The following is a 22,007-nucleotide window of genomic DNA, read 5'->3' as shown; positions in this document are numbered from 1 at the left end:
AAAATTATGGAATTTAAAAATCAAGTATACGGTATTATTGCAGAGGTTTGTCAGGATGACGTTGTGAAAGAAAATCCAGAGATTGCGATTTTTGAAGAAGGTCTTCTTGATTCATTTGGTACAGTAGAACTGCTTATGGCAATTGAAAGTCAACTCGGAATCACTGTTCCGATTACAGAATTCGATCGTGATGTGTGGGATACGCCGAATCATATTGCTGAGCAGCTGGCAGAGATGAAGTAATGAAAAAGCGTTTTTTTGGGCCGCTTATTTTAGCGGCTGTTCTATTCATTGGTGTTCTTCTTGTACCAAATGCATGGCTCTCACACCTGATCCCAAAAGACAAATTACAAAAGTCAGCCACAGAATTAGATCCAGGGATGTTTCAAGGGCTTTATTTACAAGATGAAATGCTAAAAGATCCAACTTATTTGCCGATCTATGGATCTTCTGAACTATCACGTTTTGATCCATATCACCCTTCGAATTTCTTTCATGAGAATCCTCAAGGGTTTACACCTTATCTTATTGGAAAAGGTGGATCGCAATCATTAATTCATGCGATGAACTTTGCAGCGCATATGGATGAATTAAAAGGGAAGAAGCTTGTATTTATCGTGTCCCCGCAGTGGTTTGTGAAATGGGGATCTGACGAGAATCACTTTGCACCTAACTATTCAGCACTTCAAGCGCTGAATCTCGCCTATAATAAAGAAATTGATCCAACTGTGAAAAAAGAGCTGATTAAAAGAATCATGAAGTTTAAAGCAGTCAAAAACGACATGGTGATTACAGAGCTTTTTAAAGCAGAGCTATCTGGAAACAAGTTCGCTTATGGCGCGATTTCTCCTATTGCGAAAATGTATTATGGCATGCTTCAAAAGAAAGACATGTACTATACGATTGGATCGGGGCATGAGCGCAAGCTTCAACCATCTCCTTCAGTTAAAGGAAAAACATGGGCTGAGCTTGAAAAAGAAGCGAGCATTTTTGGTGCGGAAAGAGCAGGGGACAACCCGTTTTATATTAATCAAAAACTGTTTGACCGCAAACTGAAACCGATCATGAAGAAGATGAAGGATTCCCGTGAAGGTCATTCTTATGCCGAATCACCAGAATATAAAGATTTTCAAATCATGCTGGATATTTTAAAACAGGCAGGGGCAAAGCCTTTGTTTGTAACGATTCCTGTCAACGGAAAGTGGTATGATTACACTGGTTTTCCGAAAGAAGGCCGTACAGGTTATTATGAAAAAATCAATCGTCAAATTCGAGATAATGGGTATGAAGTCGCAGATTTGACTAAGCATGAGTATGATCCATATTTCTTTAAAGATACGATTCATGTGTCTTATAAAGGATGGGTGTACATCGATAAAGCAATTGAAAAGTTTTACAAAGAGCAGTAGAATGCAGCAGCTTTCTGCTGCTTTTTGTTTGTCGAATCAGCGGATATCGTGTATAACTGAGGGAAAAGGGCTATGCTGTAGATGGAGGCGATATGATGAATCGTTCTGAGAAAAAAGAACTATTAAAGCGTTCGAAGAAGCATTTTAATGATCATGCCTTTTGGGAAAAGCTAAAAAAGACGGCACAAAAAGCTGGTGTCTCTCTTGTCTATGCTGTGCTATTACTTTACTATACATTGCAAAAACCCGAAGTGCCGGTCAAAGCAAAGACCTTGATTATTGGAGCACTCGGCTACTTTATCCTTCCACTTGACCTCATTCCTGATACATTGATTGGTGTCGGCTATACAGATGATTTAGGAGCCATTACATTTGCTCTGCTTCAAGTAGCGATGTACATTGATGATGATGTGAAAGGGAAAGCAAAAGACAGGCTGTCAAAATGGTTCGGCGAAAAAACCGATACGTCTTTGATTGATCAAAAGCTTGAGGATGGCGGTATGCCGTCTGCATAAAGAAAAGCCTCCGTTATTGGAGGCTTTAGCGTGTAGACAAACCCTCGCATTCTTTGTCAGGTCTGCGCTCCAGTGCTCACGAATGTTTCAATTCGCTCCGCTCCGGTGCTCGTCCTTCCGAGACTGCAAAGGTTTTCTATCACGCTTAAAAGAAGAAAAAGGGCTAAAATGATTTTCATTTTAGCCCTTTGTCAACAATCTGAAGCCTCCGTTATTGGAGGCTTTTTTCTTTTATCCTAAAAATTTCACGCAAACTGGGTGAGGGACAGTGATGTCTGATTGTAAAACAGTGAGTCGTCCCGTTTCTTTGTCGCGTTTGTATAACACGAGATTGCTAGATTCTTGGTTTGAACCGACGAGGAATTCTTCTGTTGGATCAAGCACAAAATCTCTAGGCCAGTTTCCTTCAGAAGAAGCAATCTCGACTAGGCTTAATTGGCCGTCATCGTCTGCTTTAAAAATCGCAATGCTGTCATGACCGCGATTTCCTGCATAAACAAATTGGCCGTCTGAAGAGACATGAATGGCACTGCCTTGATTGTTCTCTGTAAAATCGCTTGGAATGGTCGCGATTGTTTGATTCTCTTCAAAATGACCATCTTCAAAGTAACGAAGCACAATGACCTCTGAGCTTAGCTCTGTCATGACATATGCCACAGGTTTCGTTGGGTGGAATGTGATATGACGAGGTCCGCTGCCTGGCTTTGTTTCAAATGTATGAGCAAGCTGAAGTTTTCCGTCTTCTTTCTTATACGTATAAATTCCATCTGTTCCAAGGTCAACAGCCACAGCAAATTGTTCATCTGGCGTGAGACCCATAAAGTGGGTGTGCGGCTTTTCCTGACGATCTTCGTTAGGGCCAGTTCCTTCATGCTGCGCCTGTGAGAGCGTGCGGATCACTGAGCCATTTTCAGCATCGATCTCATACATTTCTGCTGTCCCTTTATGATAGTTTGCTGTATACGCCGTTTTCGTTTGACTGTCCACGCTGACGTGACAAGGAGAAGCTCCATCGGCAAGCTCTTGGTTGATGAAGTGAAGTCTGCCTGTTGTTGAATCAATTTGATACGCAGCAAGGCCGCCCTGTGATCCTTTTTTCACAACAGCATAAACAAACTTTTGATCCTCTGACACGGTTAAATATGTAGGATTTTCAAGCTCAGCAGCGACTTCTACTTGCTCAATCTGCTGCTTGTCCGTATTTAATGTAAACGTATAAACGCCTTTACTTTCTCCCTTTGTATACGTACCGATATAACCTCTGATGTTAGCCATGTATTGCCCTCCTTCTATTAGATGCTCTCATTCTATCATAAATTCATAGGAAAACGCTTTAGAAAGGCATGCCAAAAGTAAAAACAAAGTCATTGAAATCTCACAATATTCATCAAAAATTATGTGAAAAAATATCACAAAAGTTTTCTCAAAAGAAAAGCGTTCATGTAAAGTAAATAAATTGAAGAAAAAATACAAAAAATTTTAAGTTTTTTCATTCCTTGTCTAGCAAAGGTGTAAGCGTATACATTTAATTTTGATTAGTCTAAATTGTCTAATAATTTTAAAAATGCTGTTGACACTGTATGGAAAGCGGCGTAAGATGGGTTCAACAAAAGCTAAACAAACACGCAGTGCAAGCGATTGACACTTCAAAATAAAGTGTCTGAAAATTCAACTACTTTTTGTTTGAAAGAGAGGGTGCTCACTGAAAATGGAAGACCAAAAGGAACAGTGGATCTTTTTAAACGATGAACTCGTGAAAAAAGAGGATGCGAAAATTTCAGTTTACGATCATGGCTTTTTATATGGCGACGGTGTTTTCGAAGGGATTCGCGTGTATAACGGAAATATCTTTCGAATGAAAGAACATTTAGACCGCCTGTATGATTCCGCCAGATCCATTATGCTGAACATTCCATATTCACTTGAGGAACTCACGGAAAAAATGATTCATACAGTTGAAAGGAACGGCCTAAAGGATGCCTATATCCGCCTTGTCGTCTCAAGAGGAGCGGGTGATCTTGGATTAGATCCTAACAACTGCGGGAGAGCCAACACAGTGATCATTGTAGAGCCGCTGGCCATTTTTCCAAAGCACCTATATGAAACGGGTATTGACATTGTGACGGTTCCAACAAGACGAAATCGTCCAGATGTTCTTAGCCCAAAAGTGAAATCATTAAACTATTTGAATAACATTCTTGTCCGAATCGAAGCCCATATGGCCGGTGTGAGTGAAGCGCTGATGCTGAACGATCAAGGGTACGTGGCGGAAGGTTCTGCAGACAACGTGTTTATTTATAAAAAAGGCAAGCTTTATACACCGCCAGGTTATATCGGCGCACTTGAAGGCATCACAAGAAATGCCATCATGGAAATTGCAGAAGACTTAGGCTACGAAGTGAAAGAAGAACCTTTCACAAGACATGATGTGTATACTGCAGAAGAAGTATTTCTAACAGGAACCGCAGCCGAAGTCATCGCCGTTGTAAAAGTTGACGGCCGTACAATCGGTGAAGGGAAACCTGGGTTCCACACAAACAAACTTCTTGAACAATTCCGCAAGCGAGTAGTTGAAGAAGGAGAAAAAGTTGTTTTTACAGATGAAAACATTCATGCAAGTTAAATAGATATCGATAAACGTTGAAGAGGACTAGTAGCTTTAGAGTCAGTATCTACAGAGAGCCGGTGCTAGCTGGAAACCGGTGTTACTTTCTAAAGTGAACTCACCTCTGAGTGTCTGCTTGAAATGATAGTAGGGCAGGCCGAGTGACATTGCTCACTCGTTACCAAAATGGACGAAAGATGTCCATGAGACGGCAGCAGGGTTTGCCGTGAACAAGGGTGGTACCGCGAAAAACAAAGCTTTTTCGCCCCTTTGACCTAGTGAAAAGTAGTGTCATTGTGGGGTGAGAAGGCTTTTTTATATGGTCTCATATCTCTATCTTGAATGGAAAAGGGTGAAAGGACTTGACTGAAGCAAGACAAAGAGGAGGAAATCAAATGGGGACAAATGTACAAATGGAGACGGAAAAATCAAAAGCGCCACAAACGATGAACGGTGCACTCATGTTAATTGAAGCACTCAAAAGAGAAAAAGTAGAAGTCATTTTCGGCTATCCAGGCGGAGCAGTTTTACCAATCTACGATAAAATTTACGATTCTGGTTTATTTCATGTCCTGCCAAGACATGAGCAGGGAGCGATTCACGCAGCAGAAGGATACGCAAGAGTATCTGGTAAACCAGGTGTTGTCATTGCAACATCAGGGCCTGGAGCGACAAACCTTGTGACAGGAATTGCAGATGCGATGATTGATTCGCTTCCCCTAGTTGTATTCACAGGGCAGGTGGCAACGTCAGTCATTGGATCGGATGCTTTCCAAGAAGCAGATGTACTCGGCATCACAATGCCAATTACAAAGCACAGCTACCAGGTAAGAAATCCAGAGGAATTACCGGGTGTCATTAAAGAGGCATTCCATATTGCAACAACAGGCAGACCTGGTCCAGTATTGATCGATATTCCAAAAGATGTCGCAGGCATTGAAGGAACGTTTGAATATGACCAGCCAATTGATTTACCTGGTTATCAGCCAAAAGTAGAGCCGAACTATTTGCAAATTCGCAAATTGGTAGAAGCTGTCAGCAGAGCGAAGAAACCAGTTATTCTAGCAGGAGCTGGCGTTCTTCATGGCAAAGCATCTGAAGAATTAAGACAGTATGTAGAGCAGCAGCAAATCCCAGTCGCTCATACATTGCTTGGACTTGGCGGATTTCCGGCAAAGCATCCTCTTTTCCTAGGGATGGCTGGTATGCATGGCACATATGCAGCAAACATGGCTCTTCATCAATGTGACCTGCTCATTTCAATCGGAGCAAGATTTGATGACAGGGTAACAGGCAACCTCAATCATTTTGCGAAACATGCGAAGGTCGCTCATATTGACATCGACCCAGCGGAAATTGGTAAGAACATTCATACCCATATCCCGGTTGTTGGAGACAGTAAGCTCGTTCTTGAAGAACTGATCAAGCAAGACGGGAAGCAAGGGGAATCAGACGAATGGAAAAATCAATTAGATCAGTGGAAGGAAGAATATCCACTCTGGTACGTTGAAAACGAAGCTGAAGGTTTTAAACCTCAAAAGCTGATTGAATACATTCATCAATTCACAAAAGGTGAAGCCATTGTCGCAACTGATGTCGGACAGCATCAAATGTGGGCGGCACAGTTCTATCCATTTGAAAATGCAGATAAGTGGGTCACATCTGGAGGACTTGGCACAATGGGCTTCGGATTACCAGCAGCCATTGGCGCTCAGCTAGCTGATCAAGAGGCAACCGTTGTAGCAATTTTAGGAGACGGAGGTTTCCAAATGACCCTGCAAGAACTTGCCGTTATCCGTGAGCTGAACCTTCCAGTCAAAGTGATTGTACTCAATAATCACAGCCTTGGAATGGTAAGACAATGGCAAGAAATTTTCTACGAAGAACGCTACTCACATTCTAAATTTTCAGAGCAGCCAGACTTCGTAAAATTATCTGAAGCTTATGGCATTAAAGGAATCAGAATCTCATCAGACGAAGAGGCGAAAGAAAAACTCGAAGAAGCCTTAACCTCTAGAGAGCCTGTTTTCATCGATGTCAATGTAGCGAGAGATGAAAAAGTATTCCCGATGGTAGCACCGGGGAAAGGACTTCATGAGATGGTGGGGGTGAAACCTTGAAAAGAATTATTGTGTTGACTGTATTAAATCGATCAGGCGTACTGAACAGAATCACAGGCCTCTTTACCAAAAGACATTACAACATTGAAAGCATTACGGTCGGCCATTCTGAGATTCAAGATGTATCACGCATCACGTTCGTCGTCCATGTAGACCAAGAGAAAGACATCGAACAGCTGACAAAACAGCTGAACAAACAAATCGATGTTCTGAAAGTAACAGACATTACAAACCAATCAATCGTTCAGCGAGAGCTGGCTTTGATAAAAGTCGTATCTGCACCAGCATCTAGAATGGAGATCACGGGGGTCATTGAACCTTTTAGAGCTTCTATTGTAGATGTGAGCAGAGAGAGTGTCGTCATTCAGGTGACAGGTGAGTCTTCAAAAATTGAAGCACTCATTGAATTACTTAAGCCATACGGCATTAAAGAAGTCGCCAGAACTGGCACCACGGCCTTTGCGAGAGATAATCAGCAAAAGCCGCAAACAAATAAAACAATTTCAATTGTCTAAACAAAAGGAGAGAGTCAAATGGTAAAAGTATATTATAACGGTGATATTCAAGAAAACGTATTAAATGGTCAAAAGGTAGCAATCATTGGTTACGGTTCACAAGGTCATGCACATGCATTGAACTTAAAAGAAAGCGGCGTAGATGTGATCGTCGGCGTGAGAAAAGGCGGATCTTATACAAAAGCACAAGAAGACGGCCATCAAGTATTCACAGTAAAAGAAGCAGCAGCACAAGCAGACGTCGTCATGGTACTACTTCCAGATGAGCAGCAAAAGAAAGTATATGATGAAGAAATCAAAGATCAATTAGAAGCTGGAAACTCACTTGTATTCGCACACGGATTTAACGTTCACTTCCATCAAATTGTTCCTCCAAGTGACGTAGATGTGTATCTTGTAGCTCCAAAAGGTCCAGGACATCTTGTGAGAAGAACATATGAGCAAGGCGCTGGTGTACCTGCCCTATTTGCTATCTATCAAGATGTATCTGGTCAAGCGAAAGACAAAGCACTTGCTTATGCGAAAGCGATCGGCGGAGCAAGAGCGGGCGTTCTTGAAACAACATTTAAAGAAGAAACAGAAACGGATCTTTTCGGTGAGCAGGCAGTTCTTTGTGGAGGTCTTACTTCACTAGTAAAAGCAGGATTCGAAACGTTAACAGAAGCTGGTTATCAGCCAGAGCTTGCATATTTCGAGTGTCTACATGAACTTAAATTAATCGTTGACCTTATGTATGAAGAAGGATTAGAAGGCATGAGATATTCAATCTCTGATACAGCACAATGGGGTGACTTCGTATCAGGACCACGCGTTGTAGATGCAAAAGTAAAAGAATCGATGAAAGCTGTTTTGACTGATATCCAAAACGGAACTTTTGCAAAAGAATGGATCGTTGAAAACCAAGTGAATCGTCCACGTTTCAATGCAATCAATGCAAATGAAAATGAGCACCAAATTGAAATCGTTGGTAGAAAGCTTCGTGAAATGATGCCTTTCGTTAAACAAGGAAAGAAAAAGGAAGCGGTGAGCGTCGGTGCGGAAAATTAATTTTTTTGACACAACACTTCGAGATGGAGAGCAATCACCAGGAGTGAACTTAAATGCACAAGAAAAGCTAATCATTGCAAAGCAGCTTGAGCGCCTTGGGGTTAATATCATTGAAGCGGGTTTTCCCGCTTCATCCCGAGGGGATTTCTTAGGCGTACAGGAAATTGCAAGAACGATTAAAAACTGTTCTGTTGCTGGTCTTGCACGATGTGTGAAAGGTGACATTGATGCTGCATGGGAAGCATTAAAAGATGGAGTGGAGCCAAGGCTTCATGTCTTTATTGCTACTTCTGACATTCACCTGAAGTATAAACTAAAGAAAACACGTGAAGAAGTCGTAGAACAGGCTGTCGCAATGGTGAAATATGCGAAAGAACGTTTTCCAGTTGTCCAATGGTCAGCAGAAGATGCGTGCCGTACAGATCTTGCTTTCTTGGCAGAAATTGTAGAAAAGGTCATTGACGCTGGGGCGAGTGTCATTAACTTGCCAGATACAGTTGGATACCTAGCGCCAAAAGAGTACGGGAATATCTTTAAATATATGAAGGAACACGTTCCGAATATCGACCGCGTTAACTTGTCCGCTCACTGTCACGATGATCTAGGAATGGCTGTGGCAAACTCACTTGCTGCCATTGAAAATGGAGCAGATCAAATCGAAACGGCTGTCAACGGAATTGGTGAGCGCGCTGGAAATGCCGCTTTAGAAGAAATTGCAGTAGCTCTTCATATTCGAAAAGACTTTTACCAGGTCGAATCAACGATTCAATTGAATGAAATTAAGCGTACAAGTGATGTAGTGAGCAAATACTCAGGAATGATTGTGCCGCGTAATAAAGCAGTCGTTGGAAACAACGCTTTTGCACATGAATCAGGTATTCACCAAGATGGTTTCCTCAAAGAAAAAACAACCTATGAAATTATTTCTCCAGAGCTTGTCGGTGTGACAACAGATGTGCTTGTCCTTGGAAAACACTCCGGAAGACACGCGTTTAAAGACCGCATGAAAACACTAGGCTTTAAACTAACGGAAGATGAAATCAATAAATTCTTTGAGACTTTCAAGAACTTGACAGAGAAGAAGAAAGAAATTACAGATGATGATTTGATCTCTATTATATTAGAAGAAAAAGTAGCAGATCGAAAAATTGGCTACGAATTTGAAAGTCTGCAAGTGCATTATGGAACAGAACAAATGCCAACAGCAACAGTTTCTCTGAAAAACCAAGAAACACAGGCAGTCATTCAAGAAGCAGCTACAGGTGCAGGCAGTGTAGAAGCTGTGTACAACACGCTTGAGCGCTGTATGGAAGAAAGAATTCATTTGCTGGACTACCGCATTCAATCAAATGGAAAAGGCAGAGATGCACTAGCAGAAGTATATGTCACTGTTTCAATAGAAGGAAAAGAAACAGCAGGACGTGGTGTAGCGCAAGATGTGCTTGAAGCATCGGCGAAAGCTTACGTCAATGCAGTGAACAGACATTTAATCTTCAAATCAAATCTGATTGAAATTGAGAAACATCACGCGATCTCATAGGAAAGGAGGAAGGTTCTCATGAAAAAGAAAATTGCACTTTTGCCCGGCGATGGAATCGGACCGGAAGTCGTGACATCTGCAGTCGCTGTCCTTCAAGAGACAGCGGCTCAATTTAGGCACGAATTCGAATTTGAAACTGCGCTCATTGGCGGTATCGCAATAGATGAAAAAAACAACCCGCTTCCAAAGGAAACAGTAGATGTATGCAAAAGCGCTGATGCGATTTTATTAGGAGCAGTCGGCGGACCAAAGTGGGATCAAAACCCGCCAGAGCTTCGTCCGGAAAAAGGCTTGCTCGCCATTCGTAAACAGCTGGACTTATTTGCTAACATCCGCCCTGTAAAGGTGTTCGGTAGCTTAAGCGAGGCATCTCCATTAAAACAGGATCACATTAACGGAGTCGATTTCGTCATCGTTCGTGAATTAACAGGCGGCCTCTATTTTGGTGAACCAAGCGAACGCTATACAGATGATGAAGGAAAAGAAGCTGCCGTTGATACGCTCCTTTATACAAAGGAAGAAATTGTCCGCGTATTAAAAGAAGCGTTCGATATGGCCTTAACGAGACGGAAAAAAGTGACGTCTGTGGATAAAGCGAATGTTCTTGCTTCTAGTAAACTATGGCGTGAAGCAGTAGAGGAAATTGCTTCTCAATATCCAGAAGTTGAATTTGAGCATATGCTCGTCGACAATGCAGCCATGCAGCTGATTTACAAGCCCGCTCAATTTGATGTCATTGTGACTGAGAATATGTTCGGTGACATTTTAAGTGACGAAGCTTCGATGATTACTGGATCACTCGGTATGCTGCCATCTGCTAGTTTATCAAGCACAGGCCTTCATTTATATGAGCCAATTCATGGTTCAGCACCCGATATTGCGGGGCAAAACGTTGCAAACCCTCTGGCAACCATTTTATCAGCAGCAAGCTTGCTTAGAACATCCTTTGCATTAGAAGAAGAAGCGGCTGCAATAGAAGAAGCTGTGGAAGCTGTTCTTGCCTCTGGCAAACGAACAAAAGATTTAGCAGCAAAAGAGGGAACATATCAAACGACTGAAGAAATCACTAATGCGGTTGTAGACGCACTCAAGCAGCGCGTGCAAACCATTGTATAAATAGAATCTTGTGGAATTAGATAGAGGGAGGAAAAGGGTTATGCCTCGAACAATCATCGAAAAAATATGGGATCAGCATATAGTCAAAAGCGGCGAGGGGAAACCAGACCTTTTATATATTGATCTGCACTTGGTGCATGAAGTGACATCACCTCAAGCATTTGAAGGATTAAGACAAAAAGGGCGCAAGGTGAGAAGACCTCAAAACACGTTTGCGACGATGGATCACAACATCCCAACTGTGAATCGATTTGTGATTAAAGATGAGATTGCTAAAAAGCAAGTGAGTGCCTTAGAGCGCAACTGTGCGGAATTTGGCGTTCGTCTTGCTGATCTCCACAGTGTTGACCAGGGAATCGTCCATGTCGTTGGACCGGAGCTTGGATTGACACTTCCGGGGAAAACAATCGTTTGTGGAGATAGTCATACATCAACTCACGGCGCGTTTGGCGCACTTGCCTTTGGGATCGGTACAAGTGAGGTTGAACATGTACTTTCTACACAAACACTTTGGCAGCAGCGTCCGAAAACGCTAGAAATTAGAGTAGACGGAAAGCTTCAAAAAGGGGTAACCGCCAAAGATGTCATTTTAGCCGTCATTGGTGCACACGGCGTGAAGTTCGGTTCAGGTTATGTCATTGAATACACTGGGGAAGTATTCAGAAACATGACAATGGATGAGCGGATGACTGTTTGTAATATGTCGATTGAAGCAGGCGCGAGAGCAGGATTGATTGCACCTGATGAAGTCACCTTCGAATATTGCCGCGGCCGCAAATATGCACCGCAGGGCGAAGATTTCGAAGCAGCTATTAAAGAATGGGAAGAACTTAGAACAGATCCAGGTGCAACCTACGATAAAACCATTGTGTTAGATGGAAATAAGATTTCACCAATGGTTACGTGGGGAATTAACCCAGGAATGGTACTGCCTGTGGATGCATCAATTCCAGGACCTGAGGACTTTGCACAAGAAGATGATCAAAAAGAAGCGATTCGTGCTTACGAATACATGGGAGTCCATCCGCATCAGCGTATAGAAGATATTACGATTGAGCATGTCTTTATCGGCTCATGTACGAACTCAAGAATGACTGATTTACGCCAAGCCGCTTCTATGATTGAAGGACAAAAAGTAGCAGATCATGTCAGAGCGATTGTGGTGCCTGGCTCTCAAAGTGTCAAATTGCAAGCAGAAAAAGAAGGTCTTCATGAAATCTTCCTTGAAGCAGGATTTGAATGGAGAGAATCAGGCTGCAGTATGTGCCTTAGTATGAATAACGATGTGGTACCGGAGGGCGAACGCTGCGCGTCCACATCAAACCGTAACTTTGAAGGGCGTCAAGGGAAGGGTGCGAGAACGCATCTTGTCAGCCCGGCAATGGCTGCAATGGCTGCGATACATGGCCGATTTGTCGATGTCAGGAAGTTTAATCAAGAGAAAACAGTCGTGTAAGGAGTTGTCATAGATGGAGCCTTTAGTCACTCATAAAGGGAAAGCCGCTGTGCTTAACCGTATCAATGTAGATACAGATCAAATTATTCCGAAGCAATTTTTAAAAAGAATCGAACGAACAGGATATGGCCGCTTTGCCTTTTTCGACTGGCGTTATTTAGCCGATGGCAGCCCAAATCCCGATTTCGAACTGAATCAACCGATCTATGAAGGAGCATCGATTTTGATCGCAGGAGAAAACTTTGGCTGCGGATCATCTAGGGAACATGCTCCTTGGGCGCTTGATGATTATGGTTTTAAAATTGTCATCGCACCATCATTCGCAGATATATTTCATCAAAACTGCTTTAAAAATGGGATGCTTCCGATTCGCCTTGATTATGATGTGTGGAAAACCTTCGCAGCGTCATATGAGAACAAAGGGTATGAGATGACGGTTGATCTTGAAAAACAGCAAATAGAAGATCACGAAGGGAATATCACCCCTTTTCAAGTCGACCCTCACTGGAGAGAAATGCTCCTAAATGGTTATGATGAGATTTCATTAACATTACTACTAGAAGATGACATTCAAGCATTTGAAGAAAAGCGTAGCAACTGGCTGCGCGCTTAAGCAACGAGAAGCTGTCCGCCCGAGGTGTGACGGCTTCTTTTTGCATGAAAACCTCTCGTTACTTGTGTTTACTAATCTTCGTTGGTAAACTGATAAAAAATATGCGCCCGAAAGGAACGTAAGCATGAAGCATGACAAGAAGAAAGATAATGTCATTTTGTTTCCTGGTCTGAAAGAAAGACTGATTGAAAAAGGAATGGCAGCATTAAAAGATAAACAGTATCAAGAGGCGCTTCACTTGTTTTCAGAAGCAAAATCGTATGATGACGATGAAGAATCCGATATTCACCTCGGAATGGCAATTTGTTTTCTGGAGCTGGGTGAGCTGCAGGATGCAAAGCGTGTTTGTGAAAAAATGCTGCATGAAGGATATGGCCACTATTTCACTGTGCTCCAAGTGTATATGACGATCTTAATTCAGCTGAAAGAATATGAAGAAGTCAAACAGACGATTGAGGCTGTGCTCGAGGAAAACCATCTTCCGGCAGAAAGCGCGGAGCATTTTTACAAGCTGCTCGAATTTAGCAGAAAAATGATTGAATCACCTGAAGAGATTTTAGATGAAGATGAGGAAGCTGGAAGTGAGGTCAATATAGATGACATGCTGAAGCGGCCGGAAGAACAGGTCCAGTTCATCCATTCATTGAAAGACCGGAATATCACACCGCACATGGGTCTATTAAATACAATCTTACAAAATCCCGATGGGAACCCTTTGGTCAAATCAATGATCCTGCAGCTTCTGGCAGATCATGATGTGGCAAAGCCGGTTCATGTGACAAAATTCGGTGATTCTTTAACACTTATTCCTTCTGAGGCTGTAAAGCCAGAGCAGATGCCGCTTCTTCAGCAAGTCCTTCGTATGCTCGATGACACGCTCGGCAATGAGAACCCAACCCTTTACCAAGGCGTGGAAGAGCTATGGCGCCGGCACTTATTTGTGCTGTATCCATTTCTTCCTAAGTACACAGATCCGAGTCTTTGGGCAGCGGCACTTCATAAAGTCGGCTATGAAATGCATGGGATCGAGATTGAACTCGAAGAATTGCATCTATTGTATGAATTTAACGAACGAGAGCTGAGAGAAGCTTGCACAATGCTGAAAGATATTGAAGAAATTTCTTATTTGTAATTTGTCGATTTAGTTGAAAGACGGACTTGTTATGTTATAATATAATGGTTGTATTTGTGCATATATAGTGCAGTTGTCAGATTCCAACGGTTGAAAGACGATATGTATAATCAAGTCAAATGTTGTATACATAATGCAAGCTTCTTAGCGGAGTGCGTGGTTTTTGATTGGACGAAGTCTTTATGATGCTTTAGAATGGAGCAACGCACAATCTGAATAGATTTTTGGAGGGAAACACACATGTCAGTAAAATGGGAAAAACAAGAAGGTAACGAAGGCGTTCTAACTGTAGAAGTTGACGCTGAAACATTTAACAAAGCACTTGATGATGCATTTAAGAAAGTGGTTAAGCAAGTATCAATCCCTGGATTCCGTAAAGGGAAAGTACCACGTGGTCTTTTCGAGCAGCGTTTTGGTGTAGAATCTCTTTATCAAGATGCATTAGATATTCTTCTTCCAGTTGAATATCCAAAAGCAATCGACGAAGCTGGTATCGAACCAGTTGACCGCCCTGAAATCGATGTTGAGAAAATCGAAAAAGGCGAAAGCTTAATCTTCACTGCAAAAGTAACAGTGAAGCCTGAAGTGAAACTTGGTGACTACAAAGGTCTTAACGTAGAAAAAGACGACACAGCTGTTACTGATGAAGATGTACAAGAAGAGCTTAAAGGCATGCAAAACCGTCAAGCTGAGCTTGTTGTCAAAGAAGAAGGCGCAATCGAAAACGGCGATACAGTTGTTCTTGATTTCGAAGGATTCGTTGATGGAGAAGCATTCGAAGGCGGAAAAGCTGAGAACTACTCTCTTGAAGTAGGTTCTGGTTCATTCATCCCTGGGTTCGAAGAGCAATTAGTTGGTCTTGAAGCTGGCGCTGAAAAAGACGTAGAAGTTACATTCCCAGAAGAATACCATGCTGAAGACCTTGCAGGTAAACCAGCTGTATTCAAAGTGAAAATTCATGAAATCAAAGCAAAAGAACTTCCAGCACTTGACGATGAGTTCGCTAAAGATGTTGATGAAGAAGTAGAAACACTTGCTGAGTTAACTGAAAAAACGAAGAAACGTCTTGAAGAAGCAAAAGAAAACGAAGCAGAAGGAAAACTTCGTGAAGAGCTAGTTGCGAAAGCTTCTGAAAATGCGGAAGTTGACATCCCACAAGCGATGGTTGACACAGAGCTAGACCGCATGATGAAAGAATTCGAACAACGTCTTCAAATGCAAGGTATGAACCTTGAGCTTTACTTCCAATTCTCTGGACAAGATGAAGATGCGCTTAAAGAGCAAATGAAAGAAGATGCTGCTAAACGCGTAAAATCTAACCTAACACTTGAAGCAATTGCTGCTGCAGAAAACTTACAAGTGTCTGACGAAGAAGTGGAAGAAGAACTTTCAAAAATGGCTGAAGCATACAACATGCCAATTGAAAATATCAAACAAGCGATCGGATCTACTGAAGCAATGAAAGAAGATCTAAAAGTTCGTAAAGCAATTGATTTTCTTGTAGAAAACCGTTAATATGGTGCATAATAATAAAACAGGGCGCGAGTGACTCGTGCCTTGTTTTGTACAATTTTTGACTTATCATCGCTTCTTTTGGAAACGATAGTGTAAGTCGCATCTTTCTGTCATACATATCTCAATGTGCAGTGTTAGAAACACATCGTTACCGTCTTTTAGGAAAGTATGGTAAAATGCATACATACTGGACCCAGAAAGGTAGCTGACTGTTAGCTACAGGCAAGTGAAGAAGAATAAGGGGTGAAAGAATGTTTAAATTCAACGAGGAAAAAGGTCAATTAAAATGCTCGTTTTGCGGAAAAACGCAAGATCAAGTGCGTAAACTGGTCGCAGGACCTGGCGTATATATATGTGATGAATGTATCGAGCTTTGCACGGAAATAGTTGAAGAAGAGCTCGGCACAGAGGAAGAAGTTGAATTCAAGGATGTTCCGAAGCCTCATGAAATTCGGGAGATTCTTGATGAATATGTCATCGGACAAGACAATGCGAAAAAATCCTTAGCTGTAGCGGTTTATAACCATTACAAACGGATCAATTCCAACAGCAAGATTGATGATGTTGAGCTTTCGAAAAGTAATATTTCTATGATTGGACCAACAGGAAGCGGTAAAACATTACTTGCTCAAACACTTGCTCGTATTTTAAATGTTCCATTTGCGATCGCAGATGCAACATCATTAACAGAAGCAGGTTATGTTGGTGAAGACGTAGAGAATATTTTACTAAAGCTGATCCAGGCAGCGGATTATGATGTAGAAAAAGCGGAAAAAGGCATTATCTACATCGATGAGATCGATAAAGTAGCAAGAAAATCAGAAAACCCTTCTATCACTCGAGATGTATCTGGGGAAGGTGTCCAGCAAGCCCTTTTGAAAATTCTTGAAGGAACAGTTGCTAGTGTACCGCCTCAAGGTGGACGTAAGCATCCTCATCAAGAATTCATTCAAATCGATACAACAAATATCCTCTTTATTTGTGGTGGAGCTTTTGACGGCATTGAGCAAATCATCAAACGCCGCTTAGGTCAAAAAGTAATTGGATTCGGTGCGGAAAATAAAGTCGAAGATCTTGAAAAAGAAGTTCTTCTATCAAAAGTACTGCCAGAAGACTTGCTTCGCTTCGGTTTAATTCCAGAATTCATCGGTCGTCTACCGGTTATTGCAAGCCTAGAGCCGTTAGATGAAAAAGCACTTGTAGAAATCTTGACGAAGCCTAAAAATGCGCTCGTTAAGCAATATACAAAAATGCTTGAGCTTGACGATGTAGAGCTTGAATTTGAAGAAGATGCTCTTAGCGAAATTGCGAAAAAAGCAATTGAGCGTAAAACAGGAGCTCGTGGTCTTCGCTCGATCATTGAAGGCATCATGCTTGATGTGATGTTTGACCTTCCATCTCGTGATGATATTGAAAAATGTGTCATCACTGGTGCAACGGTTGCTGATGGTGAGCCGCCGCGTCTTGTGTTAAAAGATGGCACAGTCGTCAACAAAGATACAAAAACATCTGCATAAAGAGAAGTCTCACTCCTGAATCATTTTGATTCAGGAGTTTTTTATTTATCGTGGAAGACGTGTTTATTCCGTCCAGCTCTAGGAAATACTAGCAGACAGAAACCAATACATACGATAGATGAAGGAGGGAGCACCGATTGAGCTGGACAGGAATCGTATTATTTATACAGCTGTTCTTTGGTATCGTCATCGGGCTGTACTTTTGGAACTTACTGCGAAATCAGCGCACACAAAAGGTGACGATAGACAAAGAATCAAAGAAAGAAATGGAAGCACTCAGAAAGATGCGCTCAATCAAGCTGAGTGAGCCTTTATCAGAGAGAGTCCGGCCAAAGGGATTTCAAGATATTGTAGGGCAGGAAGACGGTATTCGTGCTCTAAAAGCAGCGCTTTGCGGACCAAATCCTCAGCATGTCATTGTCTACGGCCCACCGGGAGTTGGAAAAACAGCAGCTGCCCGTCTTGTCATGGAAGAAGCGAAGCGTCATGCTGATTCACCGTTTAAGAAAGATGCGGTATTTGTGGAGCTCGATGCCACAACCGCAAGATTCGATGAACGGGGCATCGCAGACCCACTCATTGGTTCCGTGCATGACCCGATTTACCAAGGGGCGGGAGCGATGGGACAGGCAGGCATTCCGCAGCCAAAACAAGGAGCCGTTACGCATGCTCATGGCGGGGTTCTGTTTATTGATGAAATTGGTGAACTGCATCCGATCCAAATGAACAAAATGCTGAAAGTCCTTGAAGATCGGAAAGTATTTTTAGACAGTGCCTACTACAGTGAGGAAAACACCCAAATTCCGAAACACATCCACGATATTTTTCAGAATGGGCTTCCGGCTGATTTCCGGTTGATTGGTGCTACGACAAGAACACCTGAAGAAATTCCACCAGCCATTCGCTCAAGGTGTTTGGAAATTTTCTTTAAGGATCTTGACCAGCATGAACTGAAAATTGTTGCTGCTAAGGCTGTCCAAAAAATCCAAAAGGAATTAAGTGATGAAGGGTTGAACCTGTTAACCTCTTATGTGAAAAATGGCCGTGAAGCAGTCAATATGGTGCAGATCGCCGCTGGAATGGCCGTCACGGAAAACCGAAAAGACATCACGATCGAAGATGTCGAGTGGGTCATTCATTCAAGTCAGCTGACACCAAGATATGAACAAAAAGTACCGGAAAAGCCAAAAGTCGGGGTAGTGAATGGTCTGGCTGTCTACGGACCAAACAGCGGTGCCTTGCTTGAGATTGAAGTGAATATATGTAAGGCGCTTGAAAAAGGCAGTATCAACATTACAGGCATTGCTGAAGAAGAAAGCATTGGCAGTCAGTCTAAATCCATTAGACGAAAAAGTATGGCCAAAGGGTCTGTTGAAAACGTATTAACAGTGCTGAGAAACTTAGGCATACGGACAAATGAATATGACATCCATATTAATTTCCCAGGCGGTGCCCCGATTGATGGACCGTCTGCTGGGATTGCCATGGCGGCGGCGATTTTCTCTGCCATTCATCAAATCCCGATTGATCATCTGACAGCAATGACAGGTGAAATCGGATTGCAGGGTCAGGTGAAGCCGATTGGCGGTGTGATACCGAAGATTAAAGCGGCGAAACAAGCTGGTGCCACAACCGTGATTATTCCTTATGACAACCAGCAGTCGATCTTAAAAGAGATTGAAGGCGTCACCATTGTGCCTGTGAAGCACTTCCAAGAGGTGCTGGATCAGTGTTTGGTCAACCCGCCAGACGAGAAGAAAGATGGACTAGAAGAGGAAATGAAAAGAAAATCTGTTTAATCCCCATCACATATGGGGATTTTTTAGTGAAATAGATCTTTTTTTCTTTTTCAAGATAAAAAGAAAGGGTATACTACGGTAAGATCATCATTTCTCAAGTCTTTTACATTGTACAAGACTGAAACAGGTATATTATAATGATTCATACTAGTGACGGAGGTGTCAATCAACATGGCAGATGAAATCAAAAAGAATGTTCCGCTCCTCCCATTGCGAGGCTTGCTTGTTTATCCAACAATGGTCTTGCATTTGGATGTTGGACGCGAGAAGTCTGTTCAAGCATTAGAACAGGCGATGATGAACGATCATATGATTTTTCTAGCAACACAGCGGGAAATTTCAATAGATGAACCAGGTGAAGAGGAAATTTTCAAAGTCGGCACCTACACAAAAATCAAACAAATGCTGAAGCTGCCGAATGGAACGATTCGTGTACTCGTAGAAGGCTTAAATCGAGCGCAGATCGAATCATATGTGGAGCTTGAGGACTATACGTCCGTCGATATTAAAGAATTGGCAGAAGAAGATTTAAAGGACGCAGAAGCAGAAGCGCTCATGCGCACTTTGTTAGATCACTTTGATCAGTACATAAAAATTTCAAAAAAAATCTCAGCTGAAACATATGCAACGGTGACGGATATTGAGGAACCGGGGAGAATGGCAGATATCGTTGCTTCTCACCTGCCGCTTAAATTAAAGGACAAACAAGAAGTACTGGAAACAGTGGATGTTAAAAAAACGTCTGAATCGTGTCATCAGCTTAATCCACAATGAAAAAGAAGTGCTGGAGATTGAAAAGAAAATTGGTCAGCGCGTCAAACGTTCAATGGAACGAACGCAAAAAGAATATTATTTGCGTGAACAAATGAAAGCCATTCAAAAGGAGCTAGGTGACAAAGAAGGAAAAACGGGCGAAGTCAGTTCATTAATGTCTAAAATCGAAGAGTCCAGCATGCCGGATTCTGTTCGTGAAACGGCACTAAAAGAATTGAACCGTTATGAAAAAATTCCTTCCAGCTCTGCTGAGAGCTCTGTCATTCGAAATTATATTGATTGGCTGATCAATCTTCCATGGGGCATCTATACAGAAGATCGTCTAGATTTAAAGCTGGCAAGTGAAATTTTAGATGATGAGCATCATGGGCTGGAAAAAGTCAAAGAACGTGTGCTTGAATACCTTGCTGTACAGAAGCTGACGAATTCATTAAAAGGACCGATTCTTTGCTTAGCAGGACCTCCTGGGGTAGGGAAAACGTCACTTGCCAAATCGATTGCTAAATCACTTGACCGAAAGTTTATCCGTATCTCTCTTGGCGGTGTGCGTGATGAATCTGAGATTCGTGGACATAGAAGAACGTATGTAGGCGCGATGCCAGGCCGTATCATTCGCGGGATGAGCAAGGCAGGCACAATGAATCCGGTGTTTCTTTTAGATGAAATTGATAAGATGTCATCTGATTTTAGAGGTGATCCGTCTTCTGCGATGCTTGAAGTGCTGGATCCAGAGCAAAATCATAATTTTAGCGATCACTATATTGAAGAGACATTTGATTTATCACAAGTGTTATTTATTGCCACTGCCAACAATTTAGCAACCATTCCAGGCCCACTTCGTGATAGAATGGAGATTATCACGATTGCAGGGTATACAGAGGTTGAAAAAGCAGAGATTGTGAAAGATCACCTTCTGCCGAAGCAGCTAAAGGAGCACGGATTAAAGAAAGGGAACTTGCAGCTTCGTGAAGCAGCGATTTATGATATGATTCGCTATTACACAAGAGAAGCAGGAGTCCGCGGGTTAGAGCGTCAGCTTGCGGCCATTTGCCGAAAAGCGGCAAGAGCGATTGTGGCTGAAGACCGAAAACGCATCACAGTGACGGAAAAGAACTTATCTGAATTTCTTGGAAAAAGACTTTACCGTTATGGTCAGGCTGAAACGACAGACCAAGTGGGGGTTGTCACAGGACTTGCGTATACGACAGTTGGCGGAGACACCTTATCAATTGAGGTATCACTCTCGCCTGGTAAAGGCAAGCTCTTGTTAACAGGTAAGCTTGGTGATGTCATGAGAGAATCTGCACAGGCGGCATTCAGTTATATTCGTTCTAAAGCAGATGAACTGAACATTGATCCTAATTTTAATGAAAAGCACGATATTCATATCCATGTTCCAGAGGGTGCGGTTCCAAAGGACGGGCCATCAGCTGGTATCACCATTGCGACGGCTCTTGTATCAGCACTCACAGGACGTCCTGTATCAAAAGAGGTTGGTATGACAGGAGAGATAACGTTAAGAGGAAGAGTGCTTCCAATTGGCGGACTAAAAGAAAAAGCATTAGGCGCACATCGTGCAGGATTGAAAACCATTATTCTTCCAAAGGACAATGAGAAGGATATTGATGATATTCCTGAAAGTGTGAGAGAAGGACTAACCTTTATTCCGGTCTCACATCTAGATGAGGTGCTTGAGAAAGCGTTGGTAGGAGAGGGAAGATGAAAGTAACAAAATCAGATATCGTCATTAGTGCGGTGAAACCAGAGCAGTACCCGAGCGGCGGACTGCCTGAAATCGCGCTTGCTGGACGATCAAATGTTGGAAAGTCCTCGTTCATCAACTCATTGATTAATCGTAAAAATTTAGCGCGTACGTCTTCTAAACCAGGTAAGACACAGACGCTTAATTTCTACATTATTAATGATATGCTCCATTTTGTGGACGTTCCGGGCTACGGCTTTGCCAAAGTATCAAAAACAGAGCGCGAAGCCTGGGGTAGAATGATCGAAACGTATATTACAATGCGTGAAGAATTAAAAGCAGTTGTCCAAATTGTGGACCTGCGTCATAAGCCATCAGTAGATGATGTGAACATGTATGAATTCCTTAAATATTACGGAGTTCCCGTGATCGTCATCGCTACAAAAGCGGATAAAATTCCAAAAGGCAAATGGGAAAAACATGCGAAAGTCGTCAAACAGACGCTCGACATTGACCCATCAGATGAACTCATCTTATTCTCTTCTGAAACAAAAAAGGGGAAAGATGAAGCCTGGAATGCGATCCTTGCGAAAGTAAACGGCTAAAAAAAGCATCTGCGATGAGCAGATGCT

17 protein-coding genes, 1 pseudogene and 1 other annotated feature are annotated in these 22,007 nt (G+C 42.3%); of the genes and pseudogenes, 17 read left to right on the top strand and 1 reads right to left on the bottom strand.

Features of this window, described 5'->3' with window-relative positions:
* The first annotated feature begins 6 nt into the window (after nucleotides 1-6).
* The 3 genes from dltC to AOQ70_RS08495 all read left to right on the top strand — a co-directional run bounded on the left by dltC (nucleotide 7) and on the right by AOQ70_RS08495 (nucleotide 1,924).
* Complete coding sequence (gene dltC / locus AOQ70_RS08505; protein WP_024423191.1) at nucleotides 7-243, top strand: D-alanine--poly(phosphoribitol) ligase subunit 2; 237 nt, start codon at nucleotides 7-9, stop codon at nucleotides 241-243.
* Nucleotides 243-1,409 carry a D-alanyl-lipoteichoic acid biosynthesis protein DltD gene (gene dltD / locus AOQ70_RS08500; protein WP_039180447.1) on the top strand — a complete coding sequence of 389 codons (1,167 nt, stop codon included), beginning with the start codon at nucleotides 243-245 and terminating at the stop codon, nucleotides 1,407-1,409. Before dltC ends, dltD begins: the two co-directional genes overlap by 1 nt.
* A 95-nt stretch (nucleotides 1,410-1,504) precedes the next feature.
* Nucleotides 1,505-1,924 carry a YkvA family protein gene (locus tag AOQ70_RS08495; RefSeq protein WP_034279788.1) on the top strand — a complete coding sequence of 140 codons (420 nt, stop codon included), beginning with the start codon at nucleotides 1,505-1,507 and terminating at the stop codon, nucleotides 1,922-1,924.
* Nucleotides 1,925-2,155: 231 nt separating this feature from the next.
* Here the strand turns inward: AOQ70_RS08495 and AOQ70_RS08490 are convergent, their stop codons facing one another.
* Nucleotides 2,156-3,199 carry a lactonase family protein gene (locus tag AOQ70_RS08490; RefSeq protein ID WP_059375719.1) on the bottom strand — a complete coding sequence of 348 codons (1,044 nt, stop codon included), beginning with the start codon at nucleotides 3,197-3,199 and terminating at the stop codon, nucleotides 2,156-2,158.
* A 433-nt stretch (nucleotides 3,200-3,632) separates the two neighbouring features.
* Between AOQ70_RS08490 and ilvE the strand changes: the two genes are divergently transcribed.
* From ilvE to yihA, 14 genes and pseudogenes are all read left to right on the top strand, one after another.
* Nucleotides 3,633-4,547 (top strand): branched-chain-amino-acid transaminase, encoded by a 915-nt coding sequence (ilvE, locus tag AOQ70_RS08485; RefSeq protein WP_039180440.1) that lies wholly within the window; start codon nucleotides 3,633-3,635, stop codon nucleotides 4,545-4,547.
* An 8-nt stretch (nucleotides 4,548-4,555) separates the two neighbouring features.
* Nucleotides 4,556-4,802 (top strand) — a binding site (T-box leader).
* A gap of 122 nt (nucleotides 4,803-4,924) precedes the next feature.
* Entirely contained in the window at nucleotides 4,925-6,649 is a 1,725-nt protein-coding gene (gene ilvB / locus AOQ70_RS08480) for an acetolactate synthase large subunit (protein ID WP_025092480.1), read from the top strand.
* A complete protein-coding gene (gene ilvN / locus AOQ70_RS08475; protein ID WP_007501584.1) occupies nucleotides 6,646-7,164 on the top strand; it encodes an acetolactate synthase small subunit in 519 nt (172 codons plus the stop codon). Before ilvB ends, ilvN begins: the two co-directional genes overlap by 4 nt.
* An 18-nt stretch (nucleotides 7,165-7,182) precedes the next feature.
* Entirely contained in the window at nucleotides 7,183-8,211 is a 1,029-nt protein-coding gene (ilvC, locus tag AOQ70_RS08470; RefSeq protein ID WP_024423187.1) for a ketol-acid reductoisomerase, read from the top strand.
* Nucleotides 8,198-9,751: a 2-isopropylmalate synthase gene (locus AOQ70_RS08465; RefSeq protein WP_047202466.1), complete on the top strand. Its 1,554-nt coding sequence runs from the start codon at nucleotides 8,198-8,200 to the stop codon at nucleotides 9,749-9,751. Before ilvC ends, AOQ70_RS08465 begins: the two co-directional genes overlap by 14 nt.
* Nucleotides 9,752-9,769: 18 nt before the next feature.
* Complete coding sequence (leuB, locus tag AOQ70_RS08460) at nucleotides 9,770-10,867, top strand: 3-isopropylmalate dehydrogenase (RefSeq protein ID WP_059375716.1); 1,098 nt, start codon at nucleotides 9,770-9,772, stop codon at nucleotides 10,865-10,867.
* 40 nt (nucleotides 10,868-10,907) lie between these two features.
* A complete protein-coding gene (gene leuC, locus AOQ70_RS08455; RefSeq protein WP_039180431.1) occupies nucleotides 10,908-12,323 on the top strand; it encodes a 3-isopropylmalate dehydratase large subunit in 1,416 nt (471 codons plus the stop codon).
* A 13-nt stretch (nucleotides 12,324-12,336) separates the two neighbouring features.
* Nucleotides 12,337-12,936, top strand: coding sequence for a 3-isopropylmalate dehydratase small subunit (leuD, locus tag AOQ70_RS08450; protein ID WP_047202464.1), 600 nt, complete (start codon nucleotides 12,337-12,339; stop codon nucleotides 12,934-12,936).
* A gap of 124 nt (nucleotides 12,937-13,060) precedes the next feature.
* Entirely contained in the window at nucleotides 13,061-14,068 is a 1,008-nt protein-coding gene (ddcA, locus tag AOQ70_RS08445) for a DNA damage checkpoint antagonist DdcA (RefSeq protein WP_047202463.1), read from the top strand.
* 240 nt (nucleotides 14,069-14,308) lie between these two features.
* Complete coding sequence (tig, locus tag AOQ70_RS08440; RefSeq protein WP_034279803.1) at nucleotides 14,309-15,583, top strand: trigger factor; 1,275 nt, start codon at nucleotides 14,309-14,311, stop codon at nucleotides 15,581-15,583.
* A gap of 251 nt (nucleotides 15,584-15,834) precedes the next feature.
* Complete coding sequence (gene clpX / locus AOQ70_RS08435) at nucleotides 15,835-17,100, top strand: ATP-dependent protease ATP-binding subunit ClpX (protein WP_024423180.1); 1,266 nt, start codon at nucleotides 15,835-15,837, stop codon at nucleotides 17,098-17,100.
* A gap of 137 nt (nucleotides 17,101-17,237) precedes the next feature.
* Nucleotides 17,238-18,899, top strand: coding sequence for an ATP-dependent protease LonB (gene lonB, locus AOQ70_RS08430; protein ID WP_059375713.1), 1,662 nt, complete (start codon nucleotides 17,238-17,240; stop codon nucleotides 18,897-18,899).
* Between the two features lie 171 nt (nucleotides 18,900-19,070).
* Nucleotides 19,071-21,396 (top strand): annotated as a pseudogene (gene lon, locus AOQ70_RS08425) (endopeptidase La).
* Nucleotides 21,393-21,980, top strand: a complete 588-nt coding sequence (gene yihA, locus AOQ70_RS08420; protein ID WP_024423177.1) for a ribosome biogenesis GTP-binding protein YihA/YsxC — start codon at nucleotides 21,393-21,395, stop codon at nucleotides 21,978-21,980. Before lon ends, yihA begins: the two are co-directional and overlap by 4 nt.
* Nucleotides 21,981-22,007 lie beyond the last annotated feature (27 nt).

The sequence above is a fragment of the Bacillus sp. AM 13(2015) genome, from assembly GCF_001518755.1.
Taxonomy (GTDB): Bacteria; Bacillota; Bacilli; order Bacillales; family Bacillaceae; genus Bacillus; species Bacillus safensis.
This window is presented reverse-complemented; position numbering and strand designations above follow the sequence as displayed.